The 18,536-nt window shown below is 72.3% G+C and carries 12 protein-coding genes and 1 pseudogene; 8 read left to right on the forward strand and 5 right to left on the reverse strand.

Features of this window, described 5'->3' with window-relative positions; translation table 11 throughout:
* The first annotated feature begins 97 nt into the window (after positions 1-97).
* On the forward strand, positions 98-1,153 hold the full coding sequence (locus tag QMG73_RS46510; protein ID WP_407676892.1) for a cellulose-binding domain-containing protein: 1,056 nt from the start codon (positions 98-100) through the stop codon (positions 1,151-1,153).
* Positions 1,154-1,182: 29 nt separating this feature from the next.
* Entirely contained in the window at positions 1,183-2,076 is an 894-nt protein-coding gene (locus QMG73_RS33895; protein WP_281902609.1) for a PaaX family transcriptional regulator, read from the forward strand.
* Between the two features lie 29 nt (positions 2,077-2,105).
* Here QMG73_RS33895 and QMG73_RS33900 read toward each other — a convergent pair whose 3' ends face one another.
* Both QMG73_RS33900 and QMG73_RS33905 read right to left on the reverse strand, forming a co-directional pair.
* Complete coding sequence (locus tag QMG73_RS33900; RefSeq protein WP_281902611.1) at positions 2,106-2,813, reverse strand: hypothetical protein; 708 nt, start codon at positions 2,811-2,813, stop codon at positions 2,106-2,108.
* 133 nt (positions 2,814-2,946) lie between these two features.
* A complete protein-coding gene (locus QMG73_RS33905; RefSeq protein WP_281902613.1) occupies positions 2,947-4,560 on the reverse strand; it encodes a carboxylesterase/lipase family protein in 1,614 nt (537 codons plus the stop codon).
* A gap of 135 nt (positions 4,561-4,695) precedes the next feature.
* On the opposite strand from QMG73_RS33905, the gene QMG73_RS33910 reads away from it, so the two are divergent.
* Positions 4,696-5,538, forward strand: a complete 843-nt coding sequence (locus QMG73_RS33910) for a hypothetical protein (RefSeq protein WP_281902615.1) — start codon at positions 4,696-4,698, stop codon at positions 5,536-5,538.
* Between the two features lie 83 nt (positions 5,539-5,621).
* Entirely contained in the window at positions 5,622-7,337 is a 1,716-nt protein-coding gene (locus QMG73_RS33915) for a S8 family peptidase (RefSeq protein WP_281902617.1), read from the forward strand.
* Between the two features lie 137 nt (positions 7,338-7,474).
* Here QMG73_RS33915 and QMG73_RS33920 read toward each other — a convergent pair whose 3' ends face one another.
* Positions 7,475-10,039: an AMP-binding protein gene (locus tag QMG73_RS33920; protein WP_281902618.1), complete on the reverse strand. Its 2,565-nt coding sequence runs from the start codon at positions 10,037-10,039 to the stop codon at positions 7,475-7,477.
* 116 nt (positions 10,040-10,155) lie between these two features.
* Here QMG73_RS33920 and QMG73_RS33925 point away from each other — a divergent pair, with 116 nt between their 5' ends.
* The 3 genes from QMG73_RS33925 (at position 10,156) to QMG73_RS33935 (ending at position 13,765) form a co-directional block, all read left to right on the forward strand.
* Positions 10,156-11,187 carry an iron ABC transporter substrate-binding protein gene (locus tag QMG73_RS33925; protein ID WP_407676893.1) on the forward strand — a complete coding sequence of 344 codons (1,032 nt, stop codon included), beginning with the start codon at positions 10,156-10,158 and terminating at the stop codon, positions 11,185-11,187.
* A gap of 71 nt (positions 11,188-11,258) precedes the next feature.
* A complete protein-coding gene (locus QMG73_RS33930) occupies positions 11,259-12,740 on the forward strand; it encodes an ABC transporter permease (protein ID WP_281902622.1) in 1,482 nt (493 codons plus the stop codon).
* Positions 12,740-13,765, forward strand: a complete 1,026-nt coding sequence (locus tag QMG73_RS33935) for an ABC transporter ATP-binding protein (RefSeq protein WP_281902624.1) — start codon at positions 12,740-12,742, stop codon at positions 13,763-13,765. Before QMG73_RS33930 ends, QMG73_RS33935 begins: the two co-directional genes overlap by 1 nt.
* 46 nt (positions 13,766-13,811) lie before the next feature.
* Here the strand turns inward: QMG73_RS33935 and QMG73_RS33940 are convergent, their stop codons facing one another.
* A complete protein-coding gene (locus QMG73_RS33940) occupies positions 13,812-14,666 on the reverse strand; it encodes a class I SAM-dependent methyltransferase (protein ID WP_281902626.1) in 855 nt (284 codons plus the stop codon).
* A 134-nt stretch (positions 14,667-14,800) separates the two neighbouring features.
* On the opposite strand from QMG73_RS33940, the gene QMG73_RS33945 reads away from it, so the two are divergent.
* The gene (locus QMG73_RS33945) at positions 14,801-17,806 is read left to right on the forward strand and encodes an ATP-binding protein (RefSeq protein ID WP_281902628.1); all 3,006 of its coding nucleotides are present in this window, start codon (positions 14,801-14,803) and stop codon (positions 17,804-17,806) included.
* Positions 17,807-18,399: 593 nt separating this feature from the next.
* Here the strand turns inward: QMG73_RS33945 and QMG73_RS46630 are convergent.
* Positions 18,400-18,536 (reverse strand): annotated as a pseudogene (locus QMG73_RS46630) (IS30 family transposase); the annotation flags it as partial.

Consider the following 18,536-nt stretch of genomic DNA (forward strand, 5'->3'; position numbering starts at 1 on the left):
CACGCCTTGCGTTGGACGTCTCCGTTGACGCCCGTCAGCGCACTGTCCTATCGTCTCAGCGACAGACTTCGATGAAATGTCGTTCGAGGAGGGGGCCATGCGCCTATCTCGGTTCCGCATGCTCGCCGCGATCGCCGTTCCGCTGGCGGCAGCGGCAGCGGTCAGCGCGGTGTCGATAACCGGGGCGTCCGCCGCCGCCGGTTGCCGGGTCGGCTACACGATCGGCTCGCAGTGGCAGGGCGGCTTCACCGGCAACGTGACCGTGACCAACCTGGGCGACCCGCTCAACGGCTGGACGCTGACCTGGACGTTCGGCGCCGGCCAGCAGGTGACCCAGGCGTGGAACGCCACCGTGTCCCAGAGCGGCGCCCAGGTGACCGCCCGCAACGCCAGCTGGAACGGCAACCTCGCCACCAACGCCAGCGCCGGCTTCGGCTTCAACGGCTCCTGGAACAACGCCACCAACCCGGCACCAGCCAGCTTCACCCTCAACGGCACGGTCTGCACCGGCGGCATCACCCCCACCACCACCGCACCCCCGACCTCCGCACCGCCCACGTCCGCGCCGCCGACCACACCGCCGCCCACCACACCGCCGCCCACGTCGCCGCCGCCCACCGGCGGGGCGAACACGATGGGCTTCATCGGCTGCTCGATGGCCGAAAACGTGGCACAGGGCTACGTCGCGGTCGGCGGCCGGCGCATGTGGGGCCCCTACGGCACCGGCGGCCTGGTCGTGCAGTCCTGGACCGACCCCAACTCCAGCGCCTGGCAGCGCTTCGACCAGCAGTCGGCAAGGTTCGGGCGGCCGAACACCGTGTGGGTGCAGATCTGCATCTTCGCCCAGAACGGCGCCACCTATGACGAGGTCAAACGCCTCATCGCCAACGCGCGCCAGCACGCCGCCCCCGGCGCGGCCATCATCATCTCCGGCCAGCCGCTCTACGACGCCGGCCAGAGCTGCTTCCTGGCCGGCGCCAACGGCCCGCAACTGACCGACAGTCTCGCCCGCCAGGCCGCCGCCGACACGACGCAGAACGTCACCTATCCCGGCGTCTTCCGGCTCCGCACCGGCGAGGTCTCCGACGGCTGCCACGCCAACAGCGCCGGCCAGCAATCCCTCGGCCGCCAGGCCGTCGGCTACTGGGGCTAAACATCCCTGGGTGCCATTACGATCCGCCTATGCGTTCCAAGGCGGCTGAGCCCGCCGACCGCGACACAGGCGACGTTTTCGGCACCGTGTCGGAGGAGAGGTTCGTCCTCTCCCGCCGGTACGCGATGGGCGCGGGTGGCGTGCGGGGCCTGCTGATCACCGTTCTCGGTGAGTACGTGCGCCCCACCCGCCAGGCCGCGCCCACCTCGGCTTTCATCGACGTCCTCGGACGCCTCGGCGTCGACGAGTGGGCCTGCCGGCAGGCCCTGATGCGCGCGTCGAAAGACGAGTGGCTACTCTCCAAAAGAGAGGGTCGATACACCTGGTGGCGGCTCAGCCCCGCGCTCGGGCGATACCTCGAGCACGGCGCCGAGCGAATCTTCGGCTTCACCGCGACGCAACCCCGCTGGGACCGTCGCTGGCTACAGGTACTGGCCCGGGTGCCGGAGACGAATCGCGCCGCGCGGCACCTGCTGCGCACCCGGATGCAGTGGATGAGCTTCGGCAACCCGGCGCCCGGGATCTGGGTCACCACCCGCACCGACCGGATCAAAGAGGCCGAGCTGGCCCTCGACGAGGCCGGCGTGCGCGAGCAGGCACAGATCTTCCTCTGCGAACACGTGGGCGGCGGCGACCTGCCGGTCCTGGTCCGCCAGGCGTGGAACCTCGACGAGATCTCACAGGCGTACGAGGAGTTCGTCGCGGAGTTCTCCAGCCCATCGTCGAGCGATCCGATCGTGCGAGTCACGCGCATGGTGCACGCCTGGCGCGTACTCTCCCGGCTCGATCCCGCCCTCCCTGTCGAGCTGCTGCCGGAAGGGTGGATCGGCATCCGGGCCGCCAAACTCTTCCAGCGGCAGCGCGCCAGATGGGAGCCCGCGGCGACGCGCGAGTGGGCCAGGATCAGCCGAGAGGCCCGCTAGGACTGTGGCCGGTAAGGAGTCTTGGATCATCAACGCTCGGCAGTCTTCCGCGGATCGTCCGCCAGAATCTGGTCCGCGAGCCGTCGCACCTGCTCCTCGACGGACAGGTCGGGAATGAAGATCAACTCGCACGAGTGCTCGGTACGCGCGCCGGATCCCCGCACGTGATGGAACAAGACATCAACACCCTCGGGGCTGGCGAGCTCCTCGGGGAGATCGGGCTCCTCGCGTCGTGGCCAGACACCCGTGAGGAAGCAGTCCCAGCGTTCGAACCAGCCGCTGTCCGCGATGGTCTGCTCGAGGAGCCGGGCAACGGTGTCCACCGGCTCCTCCCAGCTGCGGTCCGCGGCAGCCCGCGCGAGTTCAGCCTCGTACTGGTGGATATCGAAGCGGAAGTCCGCCGGCAGGGCATTGATGTTGCTGGTGTTTTCCCAAGCCTCCCAGATCACCTGATCGCCCTCGCGGCGTATGGTGACGTACAGGGCGCCGCAGCAGCCAGCCGTGCAGGTCGGCTCCGTGATCATGACTCTGCGGGGTTCGTCCGTGACCGCCAGCGGCCAGCTCTCCGCCGCCCCTGTCCAGTATCGGCAACTCGGTGCCAGCCCTTCCGGGTGGACCTCCTTCAGGACGTCTACGCCGTCGATCAGAGGCCTCACCTCGGCCCAGGAATCCGCTGCCCAGTCGGTCGGAATCCGGTGCTGCAAAGTCAAGATACTGGTCGTCGGTCGCGTCGTCATACGTACATGATCGACTGAAGTCGCGTCGCCGCATACTCGTTTTCTGGCTTGACATGCGAGCTACCGCGACGTTCGCCGTGCATCGCGCACGACGCACATCGCGGCAGCCCACATCCCGGTCGTGAACCTGGCTTCACAAACTCCCGGTCGACTGCCAGAACCCGCACCGGTGGTCCCGGCCGAGGTCGGCGGTGCCGATCCGCCCCGGGGCCAGCGACCGCACGAGCCCGGTGCGATCGTCGAAGAGCGCCCAGTGCGGCAGGCCGGGCCCATTCGGGTTTCCGGTGTGGGCGAAGCGGCTCCAGTAGGCGATCATCTGATCGGCCAGCCGCCACTGCGCGGGCGTGACAGGGCCGGGGAACTGCTCGTCGGTGAAGAGGTACTGCAGCTCAGCCGCGTGAAACGCACCGGTCGGGAAGCTCGGCGGTGCACCGTCGACCGCCCACGGCGCGTCCTGGTCGGCGAACTCGTACCCGTACGTGGGCACGTGTCGCGCGAGGGCACGATCGGTGGCCAGCGCCGGGCAGGCCCACGCCGCGTCGGTCCACACCGTGGCCAGGGCCACGCTGGGGGAAGGGAAGTCGGCGAGCGGGTACCGCGCGAGGACCCGCGGCGCATCGGCACCGAGTACCGATTGGACCTCCGCCTGGTAGTCCTCCGCTGTCACCACGTGCCCGGTGAACTGCTCGATGGCGGCCACGAAGGTGCGATGCTCGTCGCGGGTCGTTCCGTGGATCACCGGTACGCGGGCGAACCGGCCGGTGGCCATCGCTTCGGCCGGACCGATCGGGAGCACCCCGCCGCCGTAGACCGGACCGTAGCCCTGCCCGCCGGCCGACGCCTCCAGCAGCGCCGCGACGGGCTGCCCGCGCAGGCAGGTGGCGACGCTGGCCGGGGCGGGCAGCGCGCAGCCGAGCCGGCCGGCCAGCGCCTCCCCTTCCCGATCGGCCACCGCGCGCGGCCGGGGGTACCAGTTCCCGCCGTCGCGGGCGTACGGCCACTCGGTGGTGACCGTGCACGGACCGCTCTGCATGATCGCGCGCTGGAACAGACCGGCCGACGACGGCGCGGCCAGGTGCCCGCAGATGCTGACGCTGCCAGCGGACTCCCCCACGATCGTCACGTTGCCCGGATCCCCACCGAACGCCGCCGCGTTACGCCGCACCCACCGCAGCGCGGCCTGCTGGTCCTCCAGCCCGAAGTCTCCGGAGCGTTCGCCGAGCGCCGGATGGGCCAGGAACCCGAAGACACCCAGCCGGTAGTTCGGGGTCACCACGACGAGATCCCCGTTGGCGGCGAGCCGCTCCGCGCCGTACAGCCGGCCCGAACCCGAAAAGAACCCGCCACCGTGGATGAAGACAAGTACCGGCCTGGGCCGCGCCGCCTGCCGCCGTGGCGTGGTGACATTGAGATAGAGGCAATCCTCCGCGTCGCTGGACGGGTCGCCGAGGAACCCCGCCGTCTGTGCGCAGTCGCTGCCCGGCCGGGTGGCGTCGCGAACGCCGTGCCACGCTTGAGCCAGCCGGGGCGAGGCCCAGCGCAACTCGCCGACCGGCGGCGCGGCGTACGGGATTCCCTGGAAGGTGCGATGGTCGGCACCCGCCGCACCACGAACCATGCCCCGATCGGTGCGCACCACCGCCGCGTCGGCGGCGTGCGCGGCCGGGACCGCGGCCACCGCCACACCCGTCGTCGCGATGGCGGCGACGATACCGGCAACCACAGCTCGTCCGAATGGATGTCTCATTGCGATTCTCCTTTCGCGTGATGACATCGATCATTCCGATGGACGATGCTGGGCACACTGGGCGCAGCACCCCGAACCCCGGGGTGGGGTTAACACCACCACCCCGTCTCCCCCTACACCCGCGAAGGACAACGGATGTGGCTTGCTGGAGAGATCCGGCTGTTTCTGATCGCGTTCCTACCGTTCAAAAACATCGAGCCCATCGACGAGCAGGTGGCGAAGCCCGAGAAAGACGCCTACAGCGGCCTCGTGTCGTATCTGAGCGTGGTGCTCATTGTTGGCGTCTTCCTGCTGGCCTACGGGTTGTATCCCGACCGGCAGGTCGCGACCGCGGAGGATTTCCTGACGAACCTTCTGCCGCAGGACAGCACTCCGGACGCCCTGCTGAGCAGCTTCTTCCAAGCGCTGTTCTACAACGCGGTGTTCATCGGCGTGGTGTTCGTCGCGTTTGGCTGGCTCCTGGGCGCGCCGCTGTCCCGGCTGCTGGGGACCATCCGGCTAGCCGTCTACACCACCGTCGCCCTGTTGATTCTCCTGTGGGGTGTGCTCCGGGTTCAGAGCCTGACCGGCGGCTGGCTGATGCTGGGCTATCTCACGATCGGAGTATGGTGGTGGCTCGACGCGATCGCCGTAGTGATCATCTACTACATCCTCGTCAAGCGACGCATGGGAGCACACGCCCTGCACCCGGCGCTCCTGCCGTTGATCGAGGCCGCGCTGGGAGCGCGGGCGCTCAGCATCGCCCTGCAGGGAAAGTCCACAGTGGTCAACCTTCCCGTTCCACAGTGGCTGCTGGCTTACGGGCCGGCCGTGCTCGTCGTCGTCATGTTCGGCGCGCGGGCGGTGTGGAAGCAACGGCGGTTCGTGAAGGGTCTGGAGCGACGGGCGCCGGCCCGCACGAGCTGGCAGATGACCCGCTTCCTCGCCTGCGCCGCGGCAATGGCTGTAGGCGTGGCCGGATTCGCCTTCCTCAAGTAGTCGACGACGACCGCGTGCAACGGGAAGTGGGGTGCCGGGACACCTAAGGGGCAGGTGGTCTCGACGACAGCATCGGAGTACCCATGCCCCTCCCGTGCACCCCCGGCCGATACGCCACGGCACTGATTCTCGCCGCGGCCGTCCTGGCGGCGGCTCACTTGCCAGCCGCGGCCCGCGCCGAGACGACCCGATCGGTCACCCTGCTCACCGGGGACCGGATCGTCGTACACGGCGCCGGCCAGGACCGCTGGAAGGCCCAGCCCGGCACGGGCCGCGAGAAGATCACGTTCGCCGGTACCCGGGTGGCTGGCCATCTGCGCGTCGTACCCAGCGACGCGGTCGCCCCGCTGCGCGCCGGCCACCTCGACGAACGGCTCTTCGACGTGACCGCGCTGCTGGCCAGCGGCTACGACGACGAGCGCGGCGACCTGCCGCTGATCGTCACGTACGCCGACGGCGCCAGCGGCCAGGCCGCCCGGTCCGCCGCCGGGGCGCGCGTGGTGCGGCCGTTGCCCGGCAAGGAAACCTACGCGGTACGCGATGAACGCCGCGGCCGGTTCTGGCCCAGCCTCACCGCTGGGGGTGTGCGCAAGGTGTGGCTGGACGGCATACGCCAACCCGAACTCGACACCAGCCTGTCGCAGATCGGCGCCCGGGCCGCGTGGCAGGCCGGCTACACCGGGTCGGGCGTGACCGTGGCCGTCCTGGACACCGGCGTCGACGCCGGCCATCCAGACCTCGCGGGCCGGATCGGCGCGACGCGAAACTTCACCGACGGCTCCGAGGACGACACCGACAGGCACGGGCACGGCACCCACGTCGCATCCATTGTGGGCGGTCGCGGCGGGGTGGCGCCGGGCACGACGCTCGTCAGCGGCAAGGTCTGCGCGGTCAGCGGATGCGCCGAGTCGTGGATCCTGGCGGGCATGCAGTGGGCCGCCGCCGAGCAGCGGGCGAAGGTCGTCAACCTCAGCGTCGGCGCGCCCGACACGCCCGGCACCGATCCGCTGGAGGCGGCGGTAGACGATCTGAGCGCTCGATACGGCACCCTTTTCGTGGTCTCCGCCGGCAACCGCGGCCCGGCACGGTCGGTGGGCTCGCCGGCCAGCGCGGCGGCGGCGCTGGCGGTCGGTGCGGTGGACCGGAAGGATCGGCTGGCCGGCTTCTCCAGCCGTGGCCCGGCGATCGACGGCACCGCGGTGAAACCCGAACTGACCGCGCCCGGCGTGGGCATCGTCGCGGCCCGTGGATCCGACGGCCGGCTCGGGAAACCCGGCGACGAGTCCGTGGCCGTGTCCGGTACCTCAGTGGCGACCGCACACGTGACCGGCGCCGCCGCCCTGCTCGCCCAGCAACACCCCGACTGGCCCGGCGAGCGCCTCAAGGCCGCCCTGATGGCCTCCGCGCACCCGGTGCCCCGCACCGACGTCTTCGGGCAGGGCGCGGGCCGGCTCAACGTGGTGCGGGCGATGACGCAGACCGTCACGACCAGCCCGGCCGGCGTCACCTTCGACCATCAGGCGCCGCACGAAGCCAGGACGGTCACGTATCACAACCACGGCGCGGCGCCGGTCACCATGGACCTGGAGATCCGGGCCACCGGCCCCGACGGAAAGCCGGCGGCCATGTTCACCCTCGCAGCGGCGACGCTGACCGTACCGGCGGGCGGCGTCGCGCAGACCACGATGACGGCCCGCACCGGCCCGGACGTGCCCGACGGCGACTACAGCGGCTACCTGATGGCCGTCGCGGGCGAGCTGGTGGTGCACACGCCGCTTTCGGCGCCCTCCTGGAAGTGAGATGGATCAGGATCGAGTTCCGAGCTACCGCGACGCCCGTCGGGGTCCATGCCGTTGCTCCCGCGGCCTCACCGTCCGCGATCCACAATCGACCCCCGGCGGGTTGCGGGGCGTAGTGACGCGCAGGGCGAGGCCGATCAAGGGCTTTCTTGTCGATCAAGGGCGAACGCACGCGGTTTTGAGATCGAAGCACGTGCGTTCGCCCTTGATCGGCGGAAGCGGGCCGCGGCGCGGGCGCGGCGGACGAGGGCGGCGGCGGCGCGGCGGACGAGGGGCGCGAGGGCGGCGTAGGCGAGGCCCACGGCCAGGGATGCTACGACGGCCAGGAGAGCGTTGTGGTGGTCCAGGCGGGGGTATACCTGCCAGTGCGTCAGGTAGATGTAGAGCGACCCGGCCGCGAGCACCCCCGCGACCCGGTTCACCACGCCGGCGCTCGGCAGGCTCGGCACCCAGATCAGCAGGACGAGCCCGGCGAGCACCACCGCTTCCCGGGCGGGATCGTCGAAGTACCCAGGCACCGTCACCACCGCCGCGAGGGTGACCACCGCCCGCTGCCACCCGGTCGTCGCCTTCGCCGCCGCCCAGCCGATCGCGAAGAGCCAGAAGACCCGCACGGCCGACGGCACATGGTAGTGCTCCCGCAAGCCGAACACATCGTATCGCGTCAACAGTCCAATGAGGAGGACGCCGATCGGAAACCCGTACGGGTAGCGACGTTCGAGTCGGTCAAGTGCCGGCACCGCGAGCAGTGCGGCCGCCACGGCGAGGATGTAGACGAGCGCCTCGACGAACCAGAAGTGCCACCCCGACCATCCCGGGCTCGGCCCGAACACGCCGCCGAGCAGGAACAGGCTCGGCAGCCCGTACTGTCCACTGACGAGCATGACGGCGGCGATCCATGCGACGCTCGGCACGGCGATGCGGCGGATGCTGGCGCCGATGTGGCGTAACCGTTCGCCGCGCCCGGCGCCGGTGAGGTGGAAGCGCGCGAAGTTGAAGCCGGCCACGCCGAGCAGCAGGTGCGCGCCGCCGGAGAGGTTGAACAGCGTGGCGTGCGTGCCGACGACGAGCACGATCGCGACCGCGCGCAGCGCCACCGTGGTGTCCAGGGCGTGGCGGCGTCGCGGGCGGGACGGGGCGCGCAACGATCGGATGGGTGTCGTGTGCCAGTCGACGGGCAGGTGTCCGAGCGCCCGCTCCAGCCGCAGCGACATTTCCACATAGGACAGCGAGTCGCCGCCAAGGCTCACGAAGCTGTGGTCGGGCGTGACGCCGTCGACGTCGAGGACCTCGGCGTACAGGGCGCAGAGGTCGTCGGCGGGTGAGAGCCCCGTTGGAAAGGCGAGCCCGCGGACGGCGGCGTGGTCGGGCTTGCCCGATGGGAGCCTGGGCAGCTCCGCGACCGCCGCGACGCGCACGGCGCCCGGCGGCAGGCCCGTGCCGGCGACCACGAGGCGCCGCACCCGGGCCGGGTCGGCGGGTTCGCGGGCGGCGACCAGCAGTTCATCGTCGCCGCCCACGCAGTACGCGGTCACGGCGTGCCGGTCGAGCAGGTGCTCCACCCGCAGAGGGTCGATGCGCAGTCCCCGGATCTTGGCGAACTGGCCGCACCGCCCGACGATCTCGTACAGCCCGTCGGGCGCCCGCCGCGCGATGTCACCGGTGTGCAGCTCGTCGACGGTGCGGCCGAGGGCGAGGTCCGCCGGCTCCGAGGCGTATCCCAGCATCACGTTCGGTCCGCTGTAGACAAGCTCACCGGTGCCGGGGGCACCCTCGGGCAGCGGCGAGAGGCGGAATGAGCCGCCGGGTATCGGTACCCCGATCGTCGACGGGCGTGTCGGGGCCAGCTCCGGCGGCAGGTACGCCATCCGCGCGGTCGCCTCGGTCTGGCCGTACATGACGAACAGGTCCCAGCCGGCGCGGCGGCCGAGCGCCGCGTACCGCCGGACCCGGTCCGGCGCGAGCCGCCCGCCCGCCTGTGTCACGTACCGCAGGTGTGGCAGCCGCATCCGCTCGAACCCGATCCGGTCCAGCAGATCGAATGTGTACGGCACACCGGCGAACGCGGTGCCCCGCTCGGCGCGGAACAGGTCCCAGAAGCAGGCGTCGGTGACTGAGAGCTCAGTCAGGATGAGCCCGGCGCCGCGCAGCAGGTGGCTGTTGATCACCGAGAGGCCGTAGCAGTAGTGCATCGGCAGCGTGGTGGCCGCCCGGTCCGTGGGGCGGATGTCGAGGTACTCCGCGATGGCCTCGGCGTTGGCCTGCAGGTTGTCGAGGGAGAGCCGCACCAGCTTCGGCGACCCGGTCGAGCCGGAGGTACTGAGCAGCAGCGCCAGGTCGGGGTGGACGGCGTGAGCGGAGGCGGCCCGCCGCTCCTCGAAGACGAGCCCACCCGCGGTCGGGTGCAGCACGACGTCCGGGTCGTACGCCGCCGCCAGGTCGCCGGCCGCCCCGGCGGTGACGAGCAGCAGCGGGTGCCCGCCGGAGAGGGCCGCCAGGTACGCCACGACCGCGTCGACCGTGTTGGCGCCGCTCAACATCACGAGCCGCGGTGATCCGCCGAGCCGGCGGGCGGTCGCGGCCACCCGGGCGGCCAGGTCGGCGTACGAGACGGTGCCGCCTGCCGTGATCAGAGCCGGCCGGTCGCCGAAACTCACAAGATTAGCCGCGAATGGGGCGGTATCGACGCGCGGTTGTGCCACGTGACGAGGGTAAGCAAGGCTAGCCTTAGATCGGAGCTAGCTGGGAGGATCCTCATAGTGAGCTGGGAGAATGATTGCCAAGGCTACCCTTAGTGAGGTATGCCTTACTCGTGACTTTGCGCAGCGTACGGATCATTCTGCCCCTGGCATTGCTCGCCGGGGCCGCGGCCGCGTGCGGCGGCGACGAGTTCGACAGCGGCGACCCCGGCGACAAGACCATCACGGTCTACAGCGGCCGGAGCGAGTCACTGGTGGCGCCGGTGCTGGAGAAGTTCGAGCAGCAGTCCGGCATGACCGTCAAGGTGCGGTACGGCAGCACGGCCCAGATGGCCGCCCAGATCGAGGAAGAGGGCGACAAGAGCCCCGCCGACATCTTCTTCGCACAGGACGCGGGCGCGCTCGGCGCGGTCGCCAAGCGCGGCCTGTTCGCCCCGCTCCCCTCCGACGTACTGGCCAAGGTGCCGGCCAACTACCAGGCCCGCAGCGGCGAATGGGTCGGCGTGACAGGCCGCAGCCGGGTGTTCGCGTACAACGTGGACATGGTGCCGCGGGCCGACCTACCGAAGTCCGTCTTCGACCTGACCGGTCCACAGTGGAAAGACAAGGTCGGCGTCGCGCCCACGAACGGCTCGTTCCAGGCGTTCGTCACGGCGCTGCGCGTGCAGCACGGCGACGCGAAGGCCAAGGAGTTCCTGACCGGGCTCAAGGCCAACGGCGCCCTGATCCGCGAGAGCAACATCCAGATCGTCCAGGAAATCAACGACGGCAAGCTCGCCACCGGCCTCGTCAACCACTACTACGTCTTCGAGCAGGCCAAGGAGAAGGGCATCACCGCCGACCAGATGAAGGCGAAACTGCACTTCTTCACGGGCGGCGACACGGGCGCCCTGGTCAACGTGGCCGGCGCCGGCGTGCTCAAGAAGGCCGCCACCGACCCGGATGCCAAGGCGCTGATTGACTACTTACTCAGCACCGAGGGCCAGACCTACTTCGCCAACGAGACCTTCGAGTACCCGCTGGTCGCCGGCGTACCGACCGCGCCCGGCCTGCCCGCGCTCGACAGCCTCGCCGCCCCGAAGATCGACCTCAACGACCTCGACACCCTCGACGAGACCGTGAAGATGATCAAGGAAGCGGGGTTGGCCTGACCACGACACAGCCCGCCGCCACGCCCGCCCGCTGGGCGGCGCGGCGGGTCACGCACCGGCCGGCGCTCGCCGTGGCGTCGGCCGCCGCGGTCGGGCTCGCGCTCGTGCCGGTCGCCTACCTCGCGGTACGCACCGGCGAGGCCGGCTGGACCCGGATCGTCGACGAGCTGTTCACCCGCCGCGTCGCCGTGCTCGCCGGCCGCAGCCTCGCACTCGCCGCCGTGGTGACATCGGCCTGTACCGCCATCGGCGTGGGCGCCGCCTTCCTGGTGACCCGCACCGACTTGCCCGCACGGCGGTTCTTCGGCGTCGTCGCGGCGCTCCCCCTCGCGGTACCGACCTACGTTGCCGGCTTCGCCTGGATCTCCACTGTGGACCGCTTCGAGGGCTTCTGGCCGGCGGCGCTCGTGCTGACGCTGTGCTCGTACCCGTACGTCTTCCTGCCCGTCGCGGCCGCCCTCGCGGGAGGTGACCCGGCACAGGAGGAGGTGTCGCGCTCCCTCGGGCGCGGCGCCTGGCGCACCTTCGCCTCCGTGACGCTGCGCCAGGTGCGCCCCTCCATCGCGGCCGGGGCACTGCTTGTCGCCCTGTACGTGCTGTCCGACTTCGGCGCGGTCTCCATCGTCCGCGTCGACACCTTCACCCGGGCCATCTTCACCGCGTTCAACGTGGGCTTCGACCGCACCGGCGCGCTCGTACTGTCCACTGTGCTCGTCGTGCTCACCGTCCTGCTGATCGGCGGCGAGCTGACGACCCGGGCGCGCGGTGCCCGGTACGCCCGGGTCGGCGGCGCCGGGCGCCCGCCGATCCGCCTTCCGTTGCGCGCGGCACGCTGGCCCGCCGCCGCCGCGCTCACCGCCGTCGCCGTCCTGGCCCTCGGTGTACCGGCCGCGAGCCTCGCCCGCAGGCTGGCCGAGGGCGTGTCGCGGCCCGGGTCACTGGCGGAGATCGCCACCGCCGCCGGCAACTCCCTCGCGGTGTCGCTGGCCGGCGCGCTGCTCACCATGGTGCTGGCCCTGCCCGTCGGGCTGCTGACCGCACGCGCACCCGGTCCACTCGCGACACTGCTCGACCGGCTCACCTACGTCGCGCACGCCCTGCCCGGCGTCGTCATCGGGCTGTCGCTGGTCTTCTTCGGCATCAACGTCGCCTACCCGCTGTACCAGAGCGTATGGCTGCTCGCGCTGGCGTACGCGACACTGTTCCTGCCCCTGGCCGTCGGCGCGGTCGCCGGTGCGGCCGCCCAGTCCCCGCCCGCCCTCGAAGAGGTCGCCCGGTCGCTCGGCCGCGGCCCGGCGAAGGTATTCCGCACCGTGACCCTGCCGCTGACCCTGCCCGGCATCGCGGCCGGCACCGCGCTGGTGTTCCTCACCTGCATGAAGGAGCTGCCCGCGACACTGCTGTTGCGCCCGACGGGGATGGACACGCTCGCCACCGAGCTGTGGACGCACACCTCCACCGCCTCGTACGCCGCCGCCGCGCCCTACGCCGCGCTGCTGGTCGGCCTCGCGGCGGTGCCCACCTGGTTCCTGAGCGTCCGGGGAGGCGCGTGATGCTGTCGGTCACCGGCGTGCGGAAGTCGTATGGAGACGTGGTCGCCCTCGACGGCGTCGACCTCGACGTCCCCGCCGGCACCCTCGTGGCGGTACTCGGCCCCTCCGGCTGCGGCAAGACGACACTGCTGCGCTGCGTCGCCGGGTTCGAACACATCCACAGTGGACGGATCGATGTGGACGGCAGGCGGGTGGCCGGTGCCGGCCCGCACGTACCGCCACACCGCCGCCGGGTCGCCGTCGTACCGCAGGAGGGCGCGCTGTTCCCGCACCTGAACGTGGCAGCCAACGTCGCCTTCGGACTCGACCGCGCGGCCCGCCGCTCCGGCCGCGTCGACGAGGTACTGGCGCTCGTCGGGCTGCCCGGGTTCGGTGACCGGATGCCGCACCAGCTCTCCGGCGGCCAGCAGCAGCGGGTCGCGGTGGCCAGGGCGCTCGCCCCGCGCCCGCCACTGGTCCTGCTCGACGAGCCGTTCAGCGCCCTCGACGCGGGGCTGCGCGCCGACGTGCGCCGCGACGTACGGCAGGCCCTGCACACCGACGGCGCCACCGCGCTGCTGGTCACCCACGACCAGGGCGAGGCCCTGTCGATGGCCGACCGGGTCGCCGTCATGAACGCCGGCCGGATCGTCCAGTATGGACCGCCCGCCGCCGTGTACCGCGAGCCGGCCGATCCCTGGGTGGCCGGCTTCGTCGGCGAGGCGGTGCTGCTGGCCGCCACGGTGGACGGCACCGGCGCGGCGACGGCACTGGGCCGGATCGCGTTGCGCGGTCCCGCCCCGGCGGGCCTCCACACGGTCCTGCTGCGCCCGGAACAGCTCCGCATCTCCGACAACGGCGGCGGCGTGGCGGCCACCGTCGTGCGGCACGACTTCCACGGCCACGACGCGCTCGTGCAGCTCCAACTCGCCGACGGCACCCGCGTGACCGCCCGCGTCCTCGACACCACCCCGCCGGTGGTTACCGGCGAGACGGTGACAGTAACCGTGAGCGGCCAAGCCCACACCTTCCCCCCACGCCCGTGATCAGGGCGTCCCTGAAGTCGTCCTAACGACTTGAGGGACGCCCTGATCATGAAGAGCCGGAGATGACGAGCATCTCGCACGGGCCGGTGAAGCCGTCCGGGCCCTCGAAGCGGGTCAGCGCCTCCGCGATCTCATCCCAGGCGGCCTGGCGCTCCGCCTCGGGCAGGCCGGACAGCATCTGGTGCAGCGCCCCGAAGGACTCCCGCTCGAACTGGACGCAATCCGCGGCGGTCGGCAGCCGCAGCGGCGAAGGCACCACGTCGACCGTGACGTCCCGGAAGCCCGCCTCGATCAGCACCCGCTCGGCGGCACCGGGCGAGCCGAGGCTGAACGGGCCGGGCTGCCCGGGCAGCGGCGGCGGGAGCTGGGCGCGGCGCCGGATGATCCCCACCGGTACCGCGAAGAAGCCGTTGGCGTCGGCGGTCGAGTACACCACCGCGGCGATCCGCCCGCCGGGACGCAGCGCGCGGCGCATGCCTGCGAGGGCCGCCTGCTGGTCGGGGAAGTAGATCAGCCCGACGCGCGAGATCACCGCGTCGAACCCACCCTCCGGCACGGCCAGGCGCTCGCCGTCCATCTCGGCCGTGGCGACGGTGGCCAGGCCCGCGTCGGCGGCGGCTTTGGCGGCGTACTGGAGGATGGCCGGCGAGATGTCGGTGGCCAGCACGTGCCCGCCCGGTCCGGCCAGGCGTGCCGCCGCGAGGGTCTGGCCGCCGGCACCGGCGGCGACGTCGAGCACCCGGGAGCCGGAGGTGACGCCGGCCGCCGCCAGCATCCGCTCGGTCGCCGCGCCGAGCCAGTTCTCGATCGTGGGGCCCCAGCGGTGCCAGGCCGCCGCCGCGTCCTCCCATTGCGCCCTGGTCGTGGCCTTGTACACCTGCGGGTCGAACGTCGTGGTCATCCGTCGCCTCCGAGACTGTCGATGTGGCTGTCGATCGCTGTCACCCGGATACGCGCCAGAACCGGGGTGGCATCCGCCAGAAACCGTCTGGCGGTTTCGCCGGAGCGGATCGCTAGCCGCGCGAGAATGCCCATGTGCCACTGTTCGTCGGCCGCACCGACACGCTGGCCCGCCTCGACGCCGCGCTGGCGCCGGACGGCGGGCGACGGCTGCCCGCGCTGGTGCTGGTCGCCGGGGAGGCGGGCATGGGCAAGACCGCGGTGCTGGCCAGGTTCGCCGACCAGGTGACGGCCCGCGGCGGACGAGCCATCTGGGGTACCTGTTGGGACGCCGAGCAGGCACCGGCGTACTGGCCATGGACCCAGGCGCTGCGGCCGCTGATCGACGACTCAGCTCCGGGCGACGCCGACCTCGGGGTGATCGTGCCCGGGCACGCCACACCGGCGGAGGGCTCGGCCCGGTTCAGGGTCTTCGACGCGGTGGGCCGGCTGCTGGCGCGAGAGGTCGGACGGGTACCGGTGGTGGTGATCCTGGACGACCTGCAGTGGGCCGACCGGTCGAGTCTCGACCTGATCCGGTTCCTGGCGGGCGTACCCATGCCAGGACCGGTGCTGATAGCGGGCGCTTACCGCCCGGATGAGCTCGGCCCGGCCACCGGCGGCGCGCTCGCGGCGCTGGCAGCCGACCGGGTGACGCTGGCCGGCCTCTCCCCCGCCGAGGTCGCCGACCTGGTCGCCGCGACCGCGGGCCCGCACGCCGCAAGCTGGGCCGACATGGTGCACAAGCGCAGCGGCGGCCACCCGTTCTTCGCCCGCGAGCTGGCGCAGGTGCTCGCCGCGGGCGACCCGGCGGCGGTACCCGATGCCGTGCGCGACGCGATCGCCAGCCGGCTCGCCCGCGTCGGCGAACCGTGCCGCCGGATGCTGGAGGCCGCGGCGGTCGCCGGGCCACGGCTGCTGCCGGACGTGCTCGCCTCCGTCACCGGCGAGGAGGCCGCCTCGCTGATCGCGGAGGCCTCGGTCGCGGGCCTGCTCACCGCGGCGGCGTCCGGCCACTCCCGCGACGCCGCCGGCTTCGCGCACGACCTGTACCGGGAGGCGCTGTACGCGTCGCTGGCGCCGCCCGTCCGCGCGGACCTGCACCACCGCGTCGCCGAGGCGCTGCTGCGGCGGCGGGACCGGGGCGGCACCGTGTACGCCGCCGAGCTCGCCCGGCACTTCGCCGCCGCCGTGACCGTCGCCGGTACCGCGCCAGCCATCACGTGGGCGCGGCGGGCGGCTGGCGACGAGGCCGCGCGGTACGCGTTCACCGAGGCGGGCGACCACCTGCGCCGGGCCCGCACGGCGATCGCCGACGCGGGCCTCTCACTCAGCGACGCCGACCTGATCGACCTGTACGCCGGCGAGGCCGACCTGCGCGCCCGGGCCGGCGACACCGAGGCCGCCCAGCACCTGCTCGCCGCCGCCTGGCAGCGCGCCAGCGACCGGGCCGACCCGGAGCCGATGGGTGCGGTGGCGCTCGGGTACGACCGGCTCGGCGCGCGGTTCGCGATGCCGCGCACGGAGCTCGTCGCCACCCTCGACCGGGCGCTGCAGGCGCTCGCCGGCACCGGCAGCGCCGCCGAGGCACGCGTGACCGCCGCGCTGGCCCGCCAGCTCCAGCACTCGGTGGTCCGGGACCGGCCCCGTGCCCGCCCGCTCGCCGACCACGCGGTCGCCCTCGCCCGCGACCTCGCCGACCCGGCCACGCTCGCTGACTGTCTACTCGCTCAGCACGACACGCGATGGACGCCCGGCACCGCCTCGCAACGCGCCACGATCGCCGGCGAGATCACCGAGCTGGCCCGCCGTTCTGGTGACCGCGAGCGGTACGCCCAGGGACTCCAGCTGGCCGCCACCGCGCACCTCGAAGCGGGCAGCCCCGCCTTCCGGGCCGCTCTCGCCCAGTACGCGGACGCCACCGCTGAGCTGCGCCAGCCCCGCCACGACTACCTGCTGCGGACCCGGCAGGCGGCGCTCGCACTGCTCGACGGCGACATCGACGCGGGCGAGCGGCTCAGCGCCGAGGCCGCCGCCCTCGGCGAGCGGGTCGGCGACCGCGACGCCGGCAACGTCCGCATGTCGCAGAAACTGGAGGTGGTACGCGCCCGCGCCGACCCGGACGCGCTGCGGGAGACCGCCGCCGAGGCGGTGCGATGGTGGGTCGGGGCGCCCGCACACGCGCACGCCGTCGCCGCCGGCTTCTCCGCCCGCGCCGGCGACCTCGACACCGCCCGCCGGCACGCCGACACCGTCCTCGCGCTCGACGACTGGCGCACCGACCGCTCGTACCTGTGGTCGATCTTCATCGGCGAGCTGGTGGTCGCGGCGATCGCCCTGCGCGACACTGCCCTGTGCCGGCACCTGCTCGACGACCTCCAGCCGCTCGCCGACACGTGCGCGGTCAACGGCGCGCTCGTCTGCTTCCAGGGCGCGCACGCCCACCGGGTCGGACTGCTGCACGCGGCACTCGGCGAGCCGGCGCCGGCCCGCGAACGTCTGGAGCAGGCCCTCGACATCCACCGCCGGCTCGGCGCCCACGCCTGGGAGGCGGAGACCCGGGCGGCACTGGATGGGCTGGAGGCACCCGCCGCGGGCTCCGCCTCGTTGCGCCGCGTCGGTGACATGTGGCTGGCCAGCTACAAAGGACAGACCGCGTACCTGCGCGACGCCAAGGGGCTGCGCGACCTCGCGAGGCTGCTCGCCCGGCCCGGCGAGGACATTTCCGCCCTGGAACTCGCCGGCGCCGCTGACGTCACCGGAACCGGCGAGCCAGCGCTTGACCGGGCCGCGCTGTCCGCGTACAGGCGCCGGCTGGCCGACCTCGACAGTGAGATCGCCGCGGCGAACGATCGGGCGGACCTCGGTCGTCGCGAGCGCGCAAGCGCGGAGCGCGAGCAGTTACTGGCGGAGCTGGGGCGCTCCACCCGCCGCGACGGGTCGTCGCGGTCGCTCGGCGCCACCAGCGCCGAACGCGCCCGCAAGGCCGTGACGGCACGCATCCGCGACGCCATCCGCCGGATCGACCACTCCCTCCCAGACCTGGCCACCCACCTAGACCGCACGATCCGCACCGGCGTTGTATGCCGCTACAACCCCTAACAGCGCCCCCCGCTCCGCCCGCCCCACCCTCGCGCTGCGCGCCCTCGCGCTCCGCGCCCCCTCGCGCTCCACGCCCCCTCGCGCTCCACGCCCCCTCGCGCTCCACGCCCCCTCGCGCTGCGCGCGCCCCGCCCGCCGGGGACGGCGTGTCGCCACGCCCCGCTCGCCGATCAAGGGCGAATGCACGCGGTTGGACCTTGTTTCCGCGTGCGTCCGTCCCCAGGCCGGCCCGGCACGGCGTGTCGCCACGCCCGGTCCGCCGATCAAGGGCGAACGCACGCGGTTGGATCTCTTTCCGCGTGTTTTTGCCCTTGATCCATGCGATCTTCCTTGATCGGCGCCGCGCGGCCCGCCGCTGCCCACCCACGCCCGCACGCCGGCACCAAGCCGCGGCCGCGGTATCAGGGATGTTGTCGCTTCGGTCGCGCGGGTTGTGGGGCCGCGGTGGGTGAGGCCGCGGGAGCGGCGGTCCTGCGCACGACGGACGTCGCGGTAGCTCAGACTTCCGTCCTCGCCCTTGTCCCGCGAAGGGCCGTCGATCAGGGCCATGTGCGTGGATCAAGGGCGAAGGCACGCGGATTTGAGAGGCGGTTTCAGGGGGTCAGTGCAACGAGGTGCTGGTTGAGCTTCTGGGCTGGAGTATGCCAGTTCAGGGTTTGTCGTGGCCGTCGGTTGAGTTGGGCGGCTACGGCGTCGAGGCCGGTCTGGTCGATGGTGGTGAAGTCGAACT

It is taken from the genome of Phytohabitans aurantiacus (genome assembly GCF_027923225.1).
Lineage (GTDB): Bacteria > Actinomycetota > Actinomycetes > Mycobacteriales > Micromonosporaceae > Phytohabitans > Phytohabitans aurantiacus.